We start from the raw sequence: 14,858 nt of genomic DNA on the forward strand, positions 1-14,858 counted from the left end.
GACCAGTGGGGCTCCAACCCCTCCCGCGCGGCCGGCGCGGTCACCTTCAACGTCCTGACCACCGTCTTCACCGGCGGCACCGGCGGCGCGGCCTCCGGCGCAGGCAAGGCCGGCGCGGCCGCCAAGGCCCTCTCCCTCACCAGCAAAACCGCCCGCGCCGTCGACCCCATGACCTACCTCTTCAAGGGCGCGGGCGCCGGCCTGACAAGGATCAGCGACGCGATGGCCCATCTCAAGGGCCTGGGCAGGTTCGAGGTCCCGACCATCGACCTGGACGGCGCGATCGCCCTGCCCGAAGGCGCCGCGCACCTTCCCGACGGGACGATCCACCTCCCGCCGGGCACGGCGGTCCCCGACGGGGCGACCAGACTCCCCGACGGCAGCATCGGGCTCCCCGAGGGCACCACCACCTTCCCCCCGGGCACGGTGAAACTCACCGGCGACGGCCCGCCACAGTTCCTGCACCCCGACGGCACCATCTACGACGCCACCGGCAACATCGTCCAGCACGCCAAGGACGCCCCGACAGGCAACCCGACCACGAACACGGACACCCCTGCCACGGCCAAGGTCCCGGAACACGAACTGGCAGGCGTCGGCGGCCGCAACGGCACCGACACCACCCGCCTGGACAGCGACACCTCCACCCCGCCCCACAACGGCGACCACACCCCCGGCGGCCACGCGCCCGACCACATGCCCACGAACAACCTGGACAACACCCCCCGCGGCAGCCACAACGACGGCCCCTCTGGCGTCGGCAACGGGGACGGTCCTCTCAATATCGGCAACCACACGGACGGCCTGGGCGGCGGGCACCACGAGCCCCCGTCCTTGGGCGGCGAAACCCGTCTCCCGGAAAGCCCGGGAGCAGGCGGCCTGGACGGCGCAGCACACAGCGCGGATGATGCGGCGCAGCCGACGCACCCCTCAGAGGGGCGGCGACTGCCCGCCGAAGAGATCAAGGCCAAGCAGGACGAATTCGTCCGGCGCGCGAACGACCCCGACAAGTCCTGGTTCGACCTCTACTACCGGTCCGATGGCCATCGCCACAGCATCCACACCAAGATCGACGGTGTTGAACTCCCCATCCTCGCGAAGGACAGCGACGGATCCTGGATGTCCAAGCACGACCTTCCCTCGGCCCCGTCCGAGACCAGGTACGGCCGCGACCCGCTGACCCGCAAGAGCACCCCGGTCGACCAGATCGACCACCTGGACGATGTCGCAAGAGACCGCAAGGTCTCAGTGGACCTGTCCAATGCCGAGCGTGCGCACAAGACCGCACCGACCGAGCAGACGTTGGCGGAAGTGGAGCGTGCGCGAAAACAGTTCATCGACCACTTCGACGATCAGACATCCAACAACAGCAGCTACTCCGAACGGCTGGGCGAGGACGCCGCGCGGCTGCATGTGATACCCCAGCGGTTCGAGGGCTCGGTGGAGCAACCTCTGCCGAAGACGCCCAACGGTGCCAACATGTTCGATCAGTTGTACCGACGGCCGGACGGTAAGCTCATGATCGTCGAGGCAAAGGCGCCGGGTTCGGGACTCATCTGGCGCAGAGGCAAGGGTGCCGCCGAAGAATTTATGGTTCAGCAGGGCACCAGCCACTATCTGGAAACCATCATCACTGAAATGGAAGTCCGTTCTTCGCTTTCGGTGACCGACAGCACAGGGAAAGTCTGGACCAACGCCCAGCTGGCAATTGAACTGAGGACGGCGTTCGATAACGGCAACCTGGAGTATGTGATGGTGAAGGCCGCCAAGAGTAACGGCACATACGCTGGAGCCGTCCTCGAATACTTCAATATCTGAATCTAACAAGGGATATCAGTGGTTATAAGCGTACCCCGTCAGGATTATCCGGTGACAGAGATGGCGGCAGTCGTTCCCGTCCTGGAGGAAGGCCTGGCCAATTCGCTGCAGAATATCGAGACTTCGCATCGCGCCAGGACTGGTGCGCTGACAACGTCCCTGAACGTCGCGCGTATCCGTTGTGTCGGGGACCCGGACGCGGTGATGCTGGAGACCTGGGAGTCCTGGCTACTGGCCATGCAGGTGTCCTCTGCGGTCTTCGCCGCCGCGAGCTCTGACCAGGAAACCGTGACCTGCAAAATCCGCCAGGAGGAACGACAGCTCACCACCACCGGTCCGCAGTTCTACCTCAATGCGGGAACCTGGCTCAATGCCTTCTTCCTCGCGCTGATCTGTCGGGAGACGGCCCGCCTCGACATGCTGGCGCAGGTACCCGCATCGCTGCTGCGGGACTGCGGCGGTGTGCCGGACGAGTACGTCTACGCCTGGGTGGAGACCCTTCGGAGCTTCTGGCTGCGACGCGACGACGTCGGTCAGCACTTGGTGCGGGCCGTGGACCTGAGCACCCCCGAACACGCTCGCATCATGGATCCCGAGACCATGAGCAAGCTGAAGTACCCGCCGATGATGATGTTCTACCGCTACCTGCGCAACGACGCGGCAGGCTTCAACGAGGCCCTGAACGATGCCCTGCGCTGGCACAAGGAGTACTGGACCGCCGACGAGGACCGCACCCAGAACATCGAAGGAGTCGTGGCCATCGCCCCACTGGCCATCGCCTGCCTCGCCAAGGCCAACGGCATCCCGATCGAGGTCGAATCCGGCTACCTGCCGACCGCCCTGCTGGACTTCGCCTGGCGCGGCGAGTTCGACGCATAGCCTCCGGGAGAAACCACGCGGTGGAAGCGACCATCCCCGACACCGACTTCCCCTCCTACCGTCGGTTCAACACCAGCAAGGGGGATCTTCCATGGCCATAACTTTCGCCCGACACGATTTCTCCAGCCGACCTGGAATCGAGCAGCTCGCAGAGGAGATGGACGAGTACCTATTCAGGGACATCGACTCCCTCGAAGAGACGACAGAGGCAATCGATTCCACGTTCGACTCCGCCGTTCTGTCTTTGTACGCTCACTGCGTCATCGACCCGCGTGCCGCAGCGGTGGAGACGTGGGAAGCCGCGGTGAACGCCATGCAGCTGGGTTCGGCGCTTTTCGCCGTGACCGGCATCACCGAAGGAACCGTCGAGTGCCGAATCAACCGGAAGCTGCGAAATCTCCCCGCTGCCAGGGGTCCCAGGTCGTCCGCCGACGCCGGCAACTGGCTGTCCGCGTTCTGGCTCGCCGTCGTCTGCCGTGAGCAGCAGCGGATGACGCAGTTGTGCGAGATCCCGCTGGAGCGGCTGCGGTCTCCGGAAGGGGCGTACGACGAGTACATCTACCACTGGGTCGACACCCTGCAGACGTACTGGCTGCGCCGCCCCGGCCTGGCGGAGAAACTCACCACCGCCATCGAGATGACCAACCCCGCCATCGCCCGGATCGCCCCGCTCGACCTGCTGCAGGGGCAGCTCTATCCGCCCATCAACCTCTTCTACCACTTCGTCACCAGGGACATCGAAGGCTTCACCCCCGCCCTGACCGAAACCCTGAAACTCCACCAGGCCTACTGGACCCTCACCGAAGAACGGTCCACCGACATCAACGGCAGCATCGCACTCGGCCCCCTCGCCATCGCCTGCCTCGCATACGACGGCGAATTCCCCATCGGCATCGAATCCGAATACCTCCCCAAACACCTCCTCCAGCACGGCTGGCTCGGCGAATTCCCCACCTGAGCCGCCCCCTCACCCGGCGGCTACGGCCGGCCTCTGCTGTCCGAACCGTGCCAGGTAGTGCCACACCCTCTTTACCGCCTGGGGGTCGAATCGGTCGTCGTGGGCGGCTTCTCCGACGATGCGAGGGTCGAGTACACCGTCGACGGCTATCTCCGTGCCCAGGTCGACGTACTCCTGGCCCCGGTAGTCGGGGTGGCGGTGGAGTTCCTCGACCGTGAGGCGGAATCCGGGGTGCCACTCCACCGGGCAGCCGAGGCGCAGGGCCGCGGCCTCGACGGTCGTGTTCCGGTAGCAGGGGTCCAGGACCAGGGCCTCCACATGGCGGTCCGGGCGGACCGGGCCGTGCACCTGTGCCTCGATGTAGTCGTCGAGATCGTCCTGCTGATCGGCGAGGGCGAGCCCGATGAGGCCCATGCGGTCCGCGACGCCGAAATCCGAGGGTTCGAGGAAGCTGTCCGGATAGCAGAACGTGGTCCGCCCCAGCGTCCCGGCCGCCAGCCGGAAATGGGCGGAGCCGAATCGCGGGGCCCCGCCGACCGGCTTCCGGCGGAAGTTCAACGCCCCGTAGACGGGGCGCTCATGGGCGGGGGCCTTGTCGTACGCCCCGTTGAAGATCCGGCTCTCCCAGCGCCACCGGTCGCCTCCGGGATGCGCGGTCAGCCCGCCGTTGCTGGTTCCCGTGACGAACTGCGAGCGGTAGACGCCGTCCTCGGCCATCGCGTCCAGTATCGACGTGCCGTGCACCGGGCGGTCCGGATGGAAGTTGAGGGTCACCCGGAGCGTCGGGTCCATCGGAGGGCCCGAGGCCAGTTCCGCGACATGGCCGAGGGCCTGTTCCCGCGGCGTCGGGGAGGGCGGGATGGGTGGGGTGGCGGAGGCTTGGGAGGTCATTCGCACAGTGTTTCCCGAGGTGGCCGGTCCGCGCTCGCGAATTGTCCGTCGGTTCCGGGCCGAGGGCCGGGGGTCGGACTCCGGGCCGGAAACCAGAAGCCAGGTTCCGGGCCGGACCGGAACGGTCTACAGCCAGCCCTTCTCGCGGGCGATGCGGACCGCCTCCGCGCGGTTGCGGGCCGCCAGCTTCTGGATGGCCATGGAGAGGTAGTTGCGCACCGTCCCCTGGGACAGGTGGAGGGCACCGGCGATCTCCGCGTTGGTGGAGCCGTCCGCCGCCACCCGCAGCACGTCCCGTTCGCGTTCGGTGAGCGGGCTCGCCCCGTCGGCGAGGGCCGCCGCCGCGAGTGTCGGGTCGATGACGCGCTCCCCGGCGAGCACCTTCCGTACCGCGGCGGCCAGTTCGGCGGCCGGGGCGTCCTTCACCAGGAAGGCGGCGGCGCCCGACTCCATGGCCCGGCGCAGATAGCCGGGGCGGCCGAAGGTCGTGACGACGACCACCTTCACGTCCGGCAGTTCGCGCCGCAGCACCGCCGCCGCGTCGATGCCGGTCATGCCCGGCATCTCGATGTCCAGGAGCGCCACATCGATGTCGTGCGCGTGGGCGGCGGCCACCACCTCGTCCCCGCGGGCGACCTGGGCCACCACCTCGATGTCGGGTTCCAGGCCGAGAAGCGCCGCCAGGGCCTCGCGCACCATGGACTGGTCCTCGGCCAGAAGGAGTCTGATCATGCTCATTCGTCGGATCCTAGGCCGGAACCGAGCGGAACGGTCAGGGTCAGCGTGAAGCCTTTGCCCGAACCCGAATCGATTCTGCCCGGACCGGGACCGGACTTGCCCGAGCCGGGGCCGTACCTGCCCGACCTGGTGGTCAGCGTGCCGCCGACCGTGGCGAGGCGTTCGCCGATGCCGGTGAGGCCGTTGCCCGGCGTGGTGCCCGAGGCGCCGACGCCGTCGTCCGAGACGGCGAGTTCGAGGACCTTGCCGTCCAGGGTCTGGCGTCGGGCGAGGGTGACCGTGCAGTGGCGGGCCCCGCTGTGCCGCACGACGTTCGTGACGGCCTCCCGCAGCGCCCAGGCGAGCACCTCCTCCGGCTTCTCGGGGAGGTCGTCGGGGACCTCGGCCGGGACGTCGGCCGCGATGCCCGCGGCGGCCAGCGCCGTACGGGCGCCCGCGAGTTCGCCGGGGAGGGTGGGGCGACGGTAGCCGGTGACCGCGCTGCGCACGTCGATCAGGGCCTGGCGGCTGACCTGTTCGATGTCCGCGACCTGGGCGGCGGCCCGCTCCGGGTGGTCCGGGAGCATCCGGCCGGCCAGCTCGCTCTTGAGCGTGATCAGGGAGAGCGAGTGGCCGAGCAGGTCGTGCAGGTCGCGGGCCAGCCTGAGCCGCTCCTCGTTGGCGGCGAGCTGGGCGACGGTGGCTCGGGCCTCGCGCAGCTCGATCGTCGTACGGATCAGCTGGCGCACCCCCGTCATCGAGAACCCGCCGAGCAGCGCGGGAAAGATCAGGGCCGTGATGATCTCGCGGGGGTGGTCGTCCGTCAGCCCGACGCCCACCATGACCGCCACGACGGCGGGGATCAGCCAACGAGCCGTGCGCAGCGGCAGGGTGGCGCCGACGGAGACCGACACATACACGAAGAGCACCAGCCACGAGGTGCCGAGCGTCAGGGTGAGGACGGTCGAGAGGAGGCCGAGGAAGGCGATCGAGGCGTGGACGACACGTCGGTCCAGGGGCCTGCTCGTGTGGCGGAAGAGCAGGAGCAGGTAGGACCCCACGAAGGTCAGCAGGCCGAGCCAGCCCAGTACCGTCCCCCACGGGGTGTGGTGGCCCCCCGCCAGGTCCTTGACCGGGGCGCTCATGAACGCGAGCCAGATGCCGATCCAGAGCAGCTTGATCCAGAACTGCTTGCGGTTCGTGGGAGGGCGCCCGGTGCCCATCGACGTCTCGTCGTCGTTCACGCCTTCAGGGTGTCCTTCCGGTAGAGCAGGGCCGCGGCGCCCGTGAAGAGGAGGAAGTAGGCGCAGAGGACGGCGACGTCCTTGCCGTGCGGCGCGCCGCCCATCTCGATCGCCTGGCCGAGAGAAGCGTACGCGTGCGTGGGCAGCCACTCGGAGATGTTCTGGAGCCACTGCGGGAAGATCGCGCTGGGCATCCACAGGCCGCCGAGGATGGAGAGTCCGAAGTAGATGATCATGGTGAGCGGGCGGACCGCGTCCCCACTGGCGATGTAGCCGATGGCGACCCCGAGCGCGGCGAAGACCAGCGAACCGGCCCAGATGACCCCGGTCAGCGCGAACCACTGCCAGGGCTCCACCCGTACGTTCTTGACCGCGGCGCCGACCAGGAAGACCACCACGATGCAGGGCAGGGTGACCACCGCGGCACTGGCGATCTTCGCCAGGACGTAGCCGCGGCCGGGCAGCGCGGTGAGCCGCAGCTGGCGGACCCAGCCCTTCTCGCGTTCCTTGGCGATGCGTTCGCTGTTGCCCATGAGGACGGCGGTCAGCGCGCCGAAGGAGGCCATCGAGACCATGAAGAAGGCCTGGAAGGTGAGGTCGGTGTGCGGAATCCGGTCGGTGGTGTTCTGGGTGGCGGAGATGAGGAGGTAGATCACCGAGGGGTAGACGACCGAGAAAAACATGAACTTCTTGTTCCGCAGGGTGCGGGTGATTTCGAGCCTGATCAGGGCCCATGAAAAGAAACTCAGCATGCGGTCCTGGCCTCCTCGGCCTCGGTGATGGCGACGAAGGCCTGTTCCAGGCCGAGTCCCGCGACTTCGAGCTCGCGCGGGTACAGGCCGAGCCCGTAGACGGCGTGGACGGTCGCGTCGGCGTCGTGCGACTGGATGCGGACCCGGTTGCCGGTGACGTCGAGCCTGGCGAGGAACGGCAGACCGCGCAGGGCCGTTTCGTCGACCGGGCCCTCCAGCTCGAAGGAGATCCGGCGGGCCCCGGCCCTCGCCTTGATCTCGGCGGCGGTGCCGTCGGCGAGCAGCCGGCCCCTGTGGAGGACGAGCACGCGGTCGGCGATCGCGTCGGCCTCCTCCAGGTAGTGGGTGGCGAACAGGACGGTGCGGCCCTGTTCGGCCTGCTCGCGCATGGTGGCCCAGAACGCCTGGCGGGCGGTGACGTCCATGCCGGTGGTCGGCTCGTCGAGGACGATCAGGTCGTTGGCGCCCGCGGTGGCGAGCGCGAAACGGACGCGCTGTTCCTGGCCGCCGGAGAGCTTGTTGACCATCCGGCCGGCGATCTGCGCGATGCCGGCGCGGGACATCACCTCGCCCACCGGGTGGGGTCTGGGGTGCAGGGAACAGCCGAGGCGGACCAGTTCCTCGACGGTGACGTCCTCCATCAGGCCGCCGGTCTGGAGCATCGCGCCGACCCGGCCCCCGGCGATGGCGTCCTGCGGGGTCGTGCCGAAGACCCGGACCGTGCCGGAGTCCGCGGTGCGCAGACCGAGCAGCAGGTCCAGGGTGGAGGACTTCCCGGCACCGTTGGGGCCGAGGAGTGCGACGGTCTCCCCGGGGTGCAGTTCGAGGGTGAGCCCGTCGACGGCGCGTACCTCTCCGTACGCCTTGCTGACCTGGTCGAAGCGGACCGCGGCGGTCCTCGCCCCGGTGGCCTCGGCGGCTTTCGTTGTCATGCCTCCAGCGTGGCGGAGGGCGGGGTGGGGGCGGCAGGGTCGCCGGTCGTGGAAACGGGATGACAGATGTCATGCCCGGTTTGTGACTGCGGGCAAGCCGTTCCCGGGCGGGACGCTTCCAAGGCAGTACGGGAACGGTGGCGCGGCACCGGCCCGGGAAACGGCGCCGCCCCCGGCCGGTGGGTCCGGACGGGGGCGGGCGGGTGGTGCGGTTCGGTGCGTCGGAAGGTCAGCCGTTGCCGCCGAGGTCGATGACGGCGGTCCGTTCGGCAAGGGTCTTGCCGAGCAGCGCGGTGTTCATGGCCGCAGCCACGTCGTCCGCGTTGAGCTGGTGCTTCTTGCCGTCGCCCTTGGTGACCATGATGCCGTCGAAGACGCCGTCGCAGAGCTCGTCGATGGCCTTCTTGTCGTAGTGCTGGACCAGCTTGCCCTCGATCGGCACCATCGTGAGGATCTGCGGCAGCGACCGGGACGGGCCGAACTGGATCTCCTTCGCCCCCGCCTTGATGGTGACCAGCCCGGACATCGCGGGCTTCGCGAACTCCTTCATCGCCCGGTCCAGTTCGGCCCGGGTGATGGTGGGCTCGCGGGTGGTGACGGGCAGTTCGACGACGTTCGACCGGCCGGTCTGCACCTGGGTGCGGTACGCGTCACGGACCGAGATCATCGACTGGTCGACGTCCAGCGCCTTGCCCGGCTTGCCGGGGACGGCGGTGACCTTGTTCGGCGCGAACTTGATCGTGCCGTCGCTGGCCGAGCCGGAGACGCCCGCCAGGTCCGTCAGCGCGACGCCGAGCTTCTCCTCGTCGACCGGGATCACCGGGTCGACGTTGCGCTTGTTGCCGAACAGGGAGCCGATGACGGAGACCGGGTTGTAGTCGCTGCCGGCCGCGGCGCGCACGGTCGCCTGGCTGTCCAGGGCGAGCCCCGCCTTGTCCGGCACGAGTTCGGTCTTCTTGCCGGCCACGGACAGCTGGAGCGGGGCCTCGGCGCGCTTGCCGAGGGCTGCGTCCAGCTTCGCGACGCCGTCGTCCTTCGTGCCGCCGCCGATGTCGACGCCGAGGACGGTGGTGCCCTTGGGGACCTCGGAGTGGTTCATCAGCAGCCCTGCGCCGTAGGCGACACCGACCAGGCCGACGACGCCCACGCCGAGGAGGACCAGCTTGGAGCGGCCCTTCTTCGCGGGCGCGGACGAGGAGGACGAGGAAGCCGGTTCGGGCCGGGCGGGCGCGGCGGGGCCGCCGGGGCCGGCCGGGCCGGTGCCCATCGGGTCGCCCGGACCGCCGGACACCGCGCCCGCGCGCTCGCCGAGACCGGGCGGGGCCGGGAACGGGGAGGCGGTCCGGTGCTCCGGCGGGACGACGGGGATGCCGCTGGTGAGCGTGTCACCGGAGACGTTGCCGTCGGGCCCTCCGGGGGCCGGGGCCGCGAACTGCGGCGTCAGCACCGCCGTGTCGTCCGACATCCGCGGCGGCACACCGCCCGCGCCGCCGGGACCGGCCGGGCCGGAGCCGAGGCCGCCGGGACCGTCGAGGTTCGGGGTGAGGGACGAGGCGCCGGTGACCGGACCCGTGGTGGGACCGCCGGGAGGCTGGGTGCGCACCCCGAGGCTCGGCGTGGGACGCGGGCCGCCCGTGGGGGCGTCGTCGGCGCCGAAGTCGTCGCCGTCGAGGCGGGGCACGCCCTGGCCGCCCGTGTGCTGCGGACCGTCCGAGAAGTACGGCAGGTCGGGGCGGGGCGGGGTGGGCGCGGGGCCCTCGGGGCGTTCCGCGCCGTTGGCCGGGCCGCCGCCGGAGGGGCCGCCGAGCGGCGCGTTGCCCCCGAGGGTGCCGCCGCCACCGGCCGGGTCCCCGCCGAGGGGCGCGTTGCCGCCCAGCGTGCCGCCGCCGGAGGGCGAGGGCTTCGAGCCGTTCGCGAGGGGCTTGCGCGGGGCGAACCAGTCGCTGCCGCTCGGCTCCTTGGCCGACTTCTCCGCGGCCGGTTCGGCCGTCGCGGCACCCGTCCGCTTCTCGGCGGCCGGTGCGGCGTCGGGCGTGTCCGGGGCGCCGTCCGACACGGGCCGCGCGGGGCGCGGGATGCTGCCCGTGCGCTCGGCGCCCTCGCTGTCGGCCTCGCCCACGGGCGTACGCATGACGACGGGCGGGATGGGGCGCGACCCCGGGATGTTGATCCGGATCCGCGTCGTCAGCGTCGTCTCGGTCTTCGGCTCTTCGGACCGAGGAGGATCCGCAGGTTCCGGGGCCCCCTCCGGGGCGTCCTGCGAAGGGTGCAGCGACGGATACTGGCGGGATCCGTACGGCGGCGTCCCCGAAGGGTACGCGGCTCCTCCGCGCCCCTGGGGCCCGGAGGACGAACTGTCAGTTTCACGACTCAAAGCAGGTTCTCCCGATTGGCTCCGCCGCCCGTACTTCCCCCATGCCGCAGGCCTGGGGACGGCTCGGCGCGCGAACCACCATACTGGCCGCCACCGGCAGACACCCCGCGACCGGGGGAAACGGCCGGGTGGCCGCCGGAAGGACAAGGGGCATTACGGGATCGGAGATGGCACATTACTTGCCAGGTCGGTCGCTGTCGGCACCCCGCAGAAGCGACCGCGACATGGTGGCACAGATCACAGCGACGGCCATCCCGCCGAGCATGAAGAGGATCAGGCCCAGTTCGCCGCCGAAGACATAGTCGCCCTCCGGCCGCCCACCGAGCAGAACAACGATCGAAATCAGCCAGCCCGCGGCGGGCGCCAGGGCGCCGAGCTGGGTGTCGAAGACCCGGCGGCCGCCGTAGAAGAGACCGCCGGCGGCCAGCAGCGCGAGCAGCAATCCGGCGGGGAACCAGGCGGCTTGGACGAGCGCTCCGGCGATCCCCACGAGCGCGCCGAGCAGGGCGAGACCCACGTAGGAGGCGATCCGCCCGGGATTGACGGGGGCGGCGAGGCCGGTGGCCGCGGCGTTCCCGGCGGGCGTCCGGGGGCGCGGCTCGCGCCGCTCCCCGCCGCTCATCGCTCCGCCTCCGCCAGGCCCGCGAACAGGTCGTCCTCCCGGGTGCCCCGGGGAGCCCCGTACGTGCCGCGCATCAACTCGTAGTACTCGGTGGTGAGGAGCGGCTGCCCGAGGCCGTTGGAGAGGGCGAAGAGGGGGCCGTCGACGGTGATCTGGGTGGCGTGGGCGCGCATCGCGGCGGCCTTCGCGGCGGCGTGGGCCGAGCCGTCGATCTCCGCGGCGATCCGGCAGTCGTCGGCCACGCCCGGCAGGTCGTCGAGGGCGGCGACGCCGGGGAAGGGGAAGGCGTCCGGCGCCGTCTCCCGGAGGCGGGCGAGGCCGTCCTCCGCGACGGTGCGCGGCACCCGGTTCCAGTAGATCTTGGCGACGGCGTGCGGGGCGCCGGACCCGGCGCGGTACTCGGGATCGGCGGCCAGGTCCGCGGCGCGCATCGCGACCCGGTGCGCCTGGATGTGGTCGGGGTGCCCGTAACCGCCGTCGGAGTCGTAGGTGACGAGGACCTGCGGACGCACCTCGCGGATGATCTCCACCAGGTGTCCGGCGGCGTCGTCCACGTCGGCCGTCCAGAAGGCGCCGGGGCGGTGGTTCTGCTCGGCGCCCATCATTCCGGAGTCGCGGAAGCGGCCGGGGCCGCCGAGGAGCCGGTGGTCGGTGACCCCCAGCTCCTTCATCGCCGCGGCGAGTTCACCCTGCCGGTACGGGCCGAGGGTGTCGTCCCGGTCGGAGGCGAGATGGGCGAGTCCGGGCGGAATGACCTCGCCCTCCTCGCCGAGTGTGCAGGTCACCAGGGTGACCTGGGCGCCTTCGGCCGCGTACTTGGCCATGGTGGCGCCATTGTTGATCGACTCGTCGTCGGGGTGCGCGTGCACCAGGAGCAGACGCCGGGCGGGATGGTCCGTCATGGGGAACAGCCTACGAGCCGGGCGGACCGATCACCGCCCGCGCACCGTACGCGCACCCACCGCACACCGGACACCCACCGGTGGACCACCGGTCGGTCACCCGCGATCCGCGACCCGTCCCCGGTCCGTCCCCGGTCCACAGCCCGCCGGGCGCGGACCGCGGCCCGCGGCCCGCCGACGGGACGGGGCCCGGAGGGCGGGGCTCAGAACTTGATGCCGCCGATCATGCCCGCCACGTTCGTGGTCAGCTCCGAAATGGTGGGCGCGATCGACGAGCTGGCGAGATAGAAACCGAGCAGCGCGCAGACCACCGCATGTCCGCCCTTCAGTCCGGCTTTCCGGATCAGCAGGAAGACGACGATCGCCAGCAGCACCACCGCCGAAATCGAGAGTGCCACGGCGGTTCACCTCCATCAGTTCCATCAATACGGTCGGGACGGGCAGCACACACGGAGCCAGCAGGTTCATACCCACCGAGCGCTACGGATCATAACTATCCGTGCCAACGCATTGTTCGGAGCACGGCAGCACGAGGGGCGCACGAACGGGTGGTCGGGGGCTAGGTTCGACACATGACTTCGCAGAAGATCTCGTTCCCCCGCCAACACGCCCGAACGATGCGTTTCAGCCTCGGAGCACCCCGTGCGTTCACCGTCTCCCCCGACGGGGAGCGGGTGATCTTCATCCGCTCGGAGTCGGGTACGGACCGGACGGGCCGGCTGTGGGTCCTGGACCTGCCGAAGGACGGGGCGCCGGAGGAACGCATGGTCGCCGATCCCGTTGCCCTGCTGGGCGGTTCGCAGGAGCGGCTGTCGGCGCAGGAGCGGGCCCGGCGCGAGCGCAGCCGCGAGGGATCGTCGGGGATCGTCGGCTACGCGGTCGACGCGGCCGCCGAGTTGGCCGCTTTCGCACTCTCCGGGAAGGTGTACGTCGCCGAGCTGCGGGCGGGAACGGCCCGCGCGTTGCCGGTTCCGGGCCCGGTGATCGACCCGCGACCGTCACCGGACGGGCGACACGTCGCATACGTGTCCAAGGGTGAGCTGCGTGTCGTGGGGGCGGAGGGCGACGGGGACCGGGCGCTCGCCGAACCGGACGGGGCGAACGTCACGTACGGCCTCGCGGAGTTCATCGCGGCCGAGGAGATGCAGCGGTCGCGGGGCTTCTGGTGGTCGCCGCAGTCGGACCGGCTGCTGGTCGCCCGGGTCGACGACAGCCCCGTGCAGCGGTGGTGGATCTCCGACTCCGCGCACCCCGACCGCAGGCCCGCCGAGGTCGCCTACCCGGCGGCCGGGACGCCCAACGCCGAGGTGCGGCTCTTCGTGATGGGCCTGGACGGCACCCGTACCGAGGTGGTCTGGGACCGGGCCCGCCATCCCTACCTGGCACAGGTGCACTGGTCGTCGAACGGGGCGCCGCTGCTGCTCGTCCAGGCCCGTGACCAGCAGAGCCAGCTCTTCCTGGCGGTGGACACGGAGACCGGCGCGACGCGGACGGTGCACGCCGACGAGGACCCCGTATGGCTGGAAATCCTCCCCGGGGTGCCGGCCTGGGCGCCGGACGGGCGGCTCGTGCGGATCGCGGACGAGGGCGGGGCGCGGGTGCTCGCGGTGGGCGACCGGCCGCTGACCGGGGCACAGTTGCAGATCCAGGCGGTCCTGGACGTCGGGGAGTCCGACATCCTGGTGTCGGCGTCGGCCGGTGAGGGGGCCGCGGCGCCGGAGATCGGCGAGAGCCACGTCTACCGGGTCAACGAACTGGGTGTGGAGCGGGTCTCCGAAGGGGCCGGGGTGCATTCGGCGGTGCGCGCGGGCGGGGTGACGGTCATGGTCTCCCAGGTGCCCGACCGGCCGGGCGCCCACGTCGAGGTGTTCCGGGACGGCAAGTCGGTCGCCACGGTGGCGAACCGTTCCGAACGGCCGGTTCTCTCCGCCCGCCCCCACCTCACCGAGGGGGGCGCACGGCGGATTCCGTGCGCCGTGCTGCTCCCCGAGGGGTACGACGAGTCGGACGGCCCGCTTCCGGTCCTGATGGACCCGTACGGCGGCCCGCACGGCCGCCGGGTGCTCGCCGCCCACAACCCGCATCTGACCTCGCAGTGGTTCGCCGACCAGGGCTTCGCGGTCGTGGTCGCGGACGGCCGGGGCACGCCGGGGCGTTCGCCGGGCTGGGAGAAGGCCGTCAAGGACGACATGGCCCACGTGGTGGTGGACGACCAGATCGAGGCGCTGCACGCGCTGGCCGACCGGTTCCCGCTGGACCTCGGCAGGGTGGCGATCCGCGGCTGGTCGTTCGGCGGCTACCTGGCGGCCCTGGCCGTGCTGCGCCGACCCGACGTGTTCCACGCGGCGGTGGTGGGCGCGCCGGTGACCGACCAGCGGCTGTACGACACCCACTACACCGAGCGCTACCTCGGCGACCCGGCGAAGCAGCCCGAGGTGTACGCGCGCAACTCGGTGATCACGGACGAGGGGCTCTCGGAGGCCGCCGACCAGGCGCGGCCGATGATGATCGTCCACGGCCTGGCGGACGACAACGTGGTGGTCGCGCACTCGCTCAGGCTCTCGTCGGCGCTGCTCTCGGCCGGACGCCCGCACGAGGTGCTGCCGCTCAGCGGGGTGACGCACATGACACCGCAGGAGCAGGTGGCGGAGAACCTGCTGCTGCTCCAGGTCGACTTCCTGAAGCGGTCGTTGGGCCTGGACGGATAGGCCCGCGGGCCGCTCCTTCCGCCCGGCCGGTGACACCGGGCGGAAGGGGCGCGTCCGGGCG

General features: G+C 70.7%; 12 protein-coding genes and 1 pseudogene. 4 read left to right on the forward strand and 9 right to left on the reverse strand.

Translation table 11 applies throughout. From position 1 onward, the window contains the following. The 3 genes and pseudogenes from ABZZ04_RS28570 to ABZZ04_RS28580 form a co-directional block, all read left to right on the forward strand. Positions 1-1,818 (forward strand): annotated as a pseudogene (locus ABZZ04_RS28570) (hypothetical protein); the annotation flags it as partial. 201 nt (positions 1,819-2,019) lie between these two features. Beyond that, complete coding sequence (locus ABZZ04_RS28575) at positions 2,020-2,697, forward strand: immunity 49 family protein (RefSeq protein ID WP_356935095.1); 678 nt, start codon at positions 2,020-2,022, stop codon at positions 2,695-2,697. A 157-nt stretch (positions 2,698-2,854) separates the two neighbouring features. Then, a complete protein-coding gene (locus tag ABZZ04_RS28580) occupies positions 2,855-3,655 on the forward strand; it encodes an immunity 49 family protein (RefSeq protein WP_356935096.1) in 801 nt (266 codons plus the stop codon). 9 nt (positions 3,656-3,664) lie between these two features. Here the strand turns inward: ABZZ04_RS28580 and ABZZ04_RS28585 are convergent, their stop codons facing one another. From ABZZ04_RS28585 to ABZZ04_RS28625, 9 genes are all read right to left on the reverse strand, one after another. Continuing rightward, positions 3,665-4,447 (reverse strand): DUF3626 domain-containing protein, encoded by a 783-nt coding sequence (locus ABZZ04_RS28585; protein WP_356935162.1) that lies wholly within the window; start codon positions 4,445-4,447, stop codon positions 3,665-3,667. Positions 4,448-4,672: 225 nt separating this feature from the next. Further along, positions 4,673-5,284: a response regulator transcription factor gene (locus ABZZ04_RS28590; RefSeq protein WP_356935097.1), complete on the reverse strand. Its 612-nt coding sequence runs from the start codon at positions 5,282-5,284 to the stop codon at positions 4,673-4,675. Then, positions 5,281-6,507, reverse strand: a complete 1,227-nt coding sequence (locus ABZZ04_RS28595) for a sensor histidine kinase (RefSeq protein ID WP_356935098.1) — start codon at positions 6,505-6,507, stop codon at positions 5,281-5,283. The genes ABZZ04_RS28590 and ABZZ04_RS28595 overlap by 4 nt, the downstream gene beginning before the upstream one ends. Beyond that, positions 6,504-7,259: an ABC transporter permease gene (locus tag ABZZ04_RS28600; protein WP_356935099.1), complete on the reverse strand. Its 756-nt coding sequence runs from the start codon at positions 7,257-7,259 to the stop codon at positions 6,504-6,506. The genes ABZZ04_RS28595 and ABZZ04_RS28600 overlap by 4 nt, the downstream gene beginning before the upstream one ends. Then, positions 7,253-8,191, reverse strand: coding sequence for an ABC transporter ATP-binding protein (locus ABZZ04_RS28605; RefSeq protein WP_356935100.1), 939 nt, complete (start codon positions 8,189-8,191; stop codon positions 7,253-7,255). Before ABZZ04_RS28605 ends, ABZZ04_RS28600 begins: the two co-directional genes overlap by 7 nt. Before the next feature lie 229 nt (positions 8,192-8,420). Continuing rightward, positions 8,421-10,565 (reverse strand): hypothetical protein, encoded by a 2,145-nt coding sequence (locus tag ABZZ04_RS28610; protein WP_356935101.1) that lies wholly within the window; start codon positions 10,563-10,565, stop codon positions 8,421-8,423. Between the two features lie 175 nt (positions 10,566-10,740). Further along, a complete protein-coding gene (locus tag ABZZ04_RS28615) occupies positions 10,741-11,187 on the reverse strand; it encodes a DUF6113 family protein (protein ID WP_356935102.1) in 447 nt (148 codons plus the stop codon). Beyond that, a complete protein-coding gene (gene mshB, locus ABZZ04_RS28620) occupies positions 11,184-12,089 on the reverse strand; it encodes an N-acetyl-1-D-myo-inositol-2-amino-2-deoxy-alpha-D-glucopyranoside deacetylase (protein ID WP_356935103.1) in 906 nt (301 codons plus the stop codon). Before mshB ends, ABZZ04_RS28615 begins: the two co-directional genes overlap by 4 nt. Positions 12,090-12,292: 203 nt before the next feature. After that, entirely contained in the window at positions 12,293-12,487 is a 195-nt protein-coding gene (locus tag ABZZ04_RS28625) for a hypothetical protein (protein WP_148839028.1), read from the reverse strand. A gap of 174 nt (positions 12,488-12,661) precedes the next feature. On the opposite strand from ABZZ04_RS28625, the gene ABZZ04_RS28630 reads away from it, so the two are divergent. Further along, positions 12,662-14,797, forward strand: coding sequence for a prolyl oligopeptidase family serine peptidase (locus ABZZ04_RS28630; RefSeq protein WP_356935104.1), 2,136 nt, complete (start codon positions 12,662-12,664; stop codon positions 14,795-14,797). Positions 14,798-14,858 lie beyond the last annotated feature (61 nt).

It is taken from the genome of Streptomyces sp. NPDC006435 (assembly GCF_040612315.1).
In the GTDB taxonomy this organism is placed as follows: Bacteria; Actinomycetota; Actinomycetes; order Streptomycetales; family Streptomycetaceae; genus Streptomyces.

What these genes read in the sequence shown, in the direction of transcription:
- ABZZ04_RS28580 (WP_356935096.1), top strand. Translation starts at nt 2,855, where the DNA reads ATGGACGAGTACCTATTCAGGGACATCGACTCCCTCGAAGAGACGACA.
- ABZZ04_RS28585 (WP_356935162.1), bottom strand. Translation starts at nt 4,447, where the DNA reads ATGGACCCGACGCTCCGGGTGACCCTCAACTTCCATCCGGACCGCCCG.
- ABZZ04_RS28590 (WP_356935097.1), bottom strand. Translation starts at nt 5,284, where the DNA reads ATGAGCATGATCAGACTCCTTCTGGCCGAGGACCAGTCCATGGTGCGC.
- ABZZ04_RS28600 (WP_356935099.1), bottom strand. Translation starts at nt 7,259, where the DNA reads ATGCTGAGTTTCTTTTCATGGGCCCTGATCAGGCTCGAAATCACCCGC.
- ABZZ04_RS28605 (WP_356935100.1), bottom strand. Translation starts at nt 8,191, where the DNA reads ATGACAACGAAAGCCGCCGAGGCCACCGGGGCGAGGACCGCCGCGGTC.
- ABZZ04_RS28615 (WP_356935102.1), bottom strand. Translation starts at nt 11,187, where the DNA reads ATGAGCGGCGGGGAGCGGCGCGAGCCGCGCCCCCGGACGCCCGCCGGG.
- mshB (WP_356935103.1), bottom strand. Translation starts at nt 12,089, where the DNA reads ATGACGGACCATCCCGCCCGGCGTCTGCTCCTGGTGCACGCGCACCCC.
- ABZZ04_RS28630 (WP_356935104.1), top strand. Translation starts at nt 12,662, where the DNA reads ATGACTTCGCAGAAGATCTCGTTCCCCCGCCAACACGCCCGAACGATG.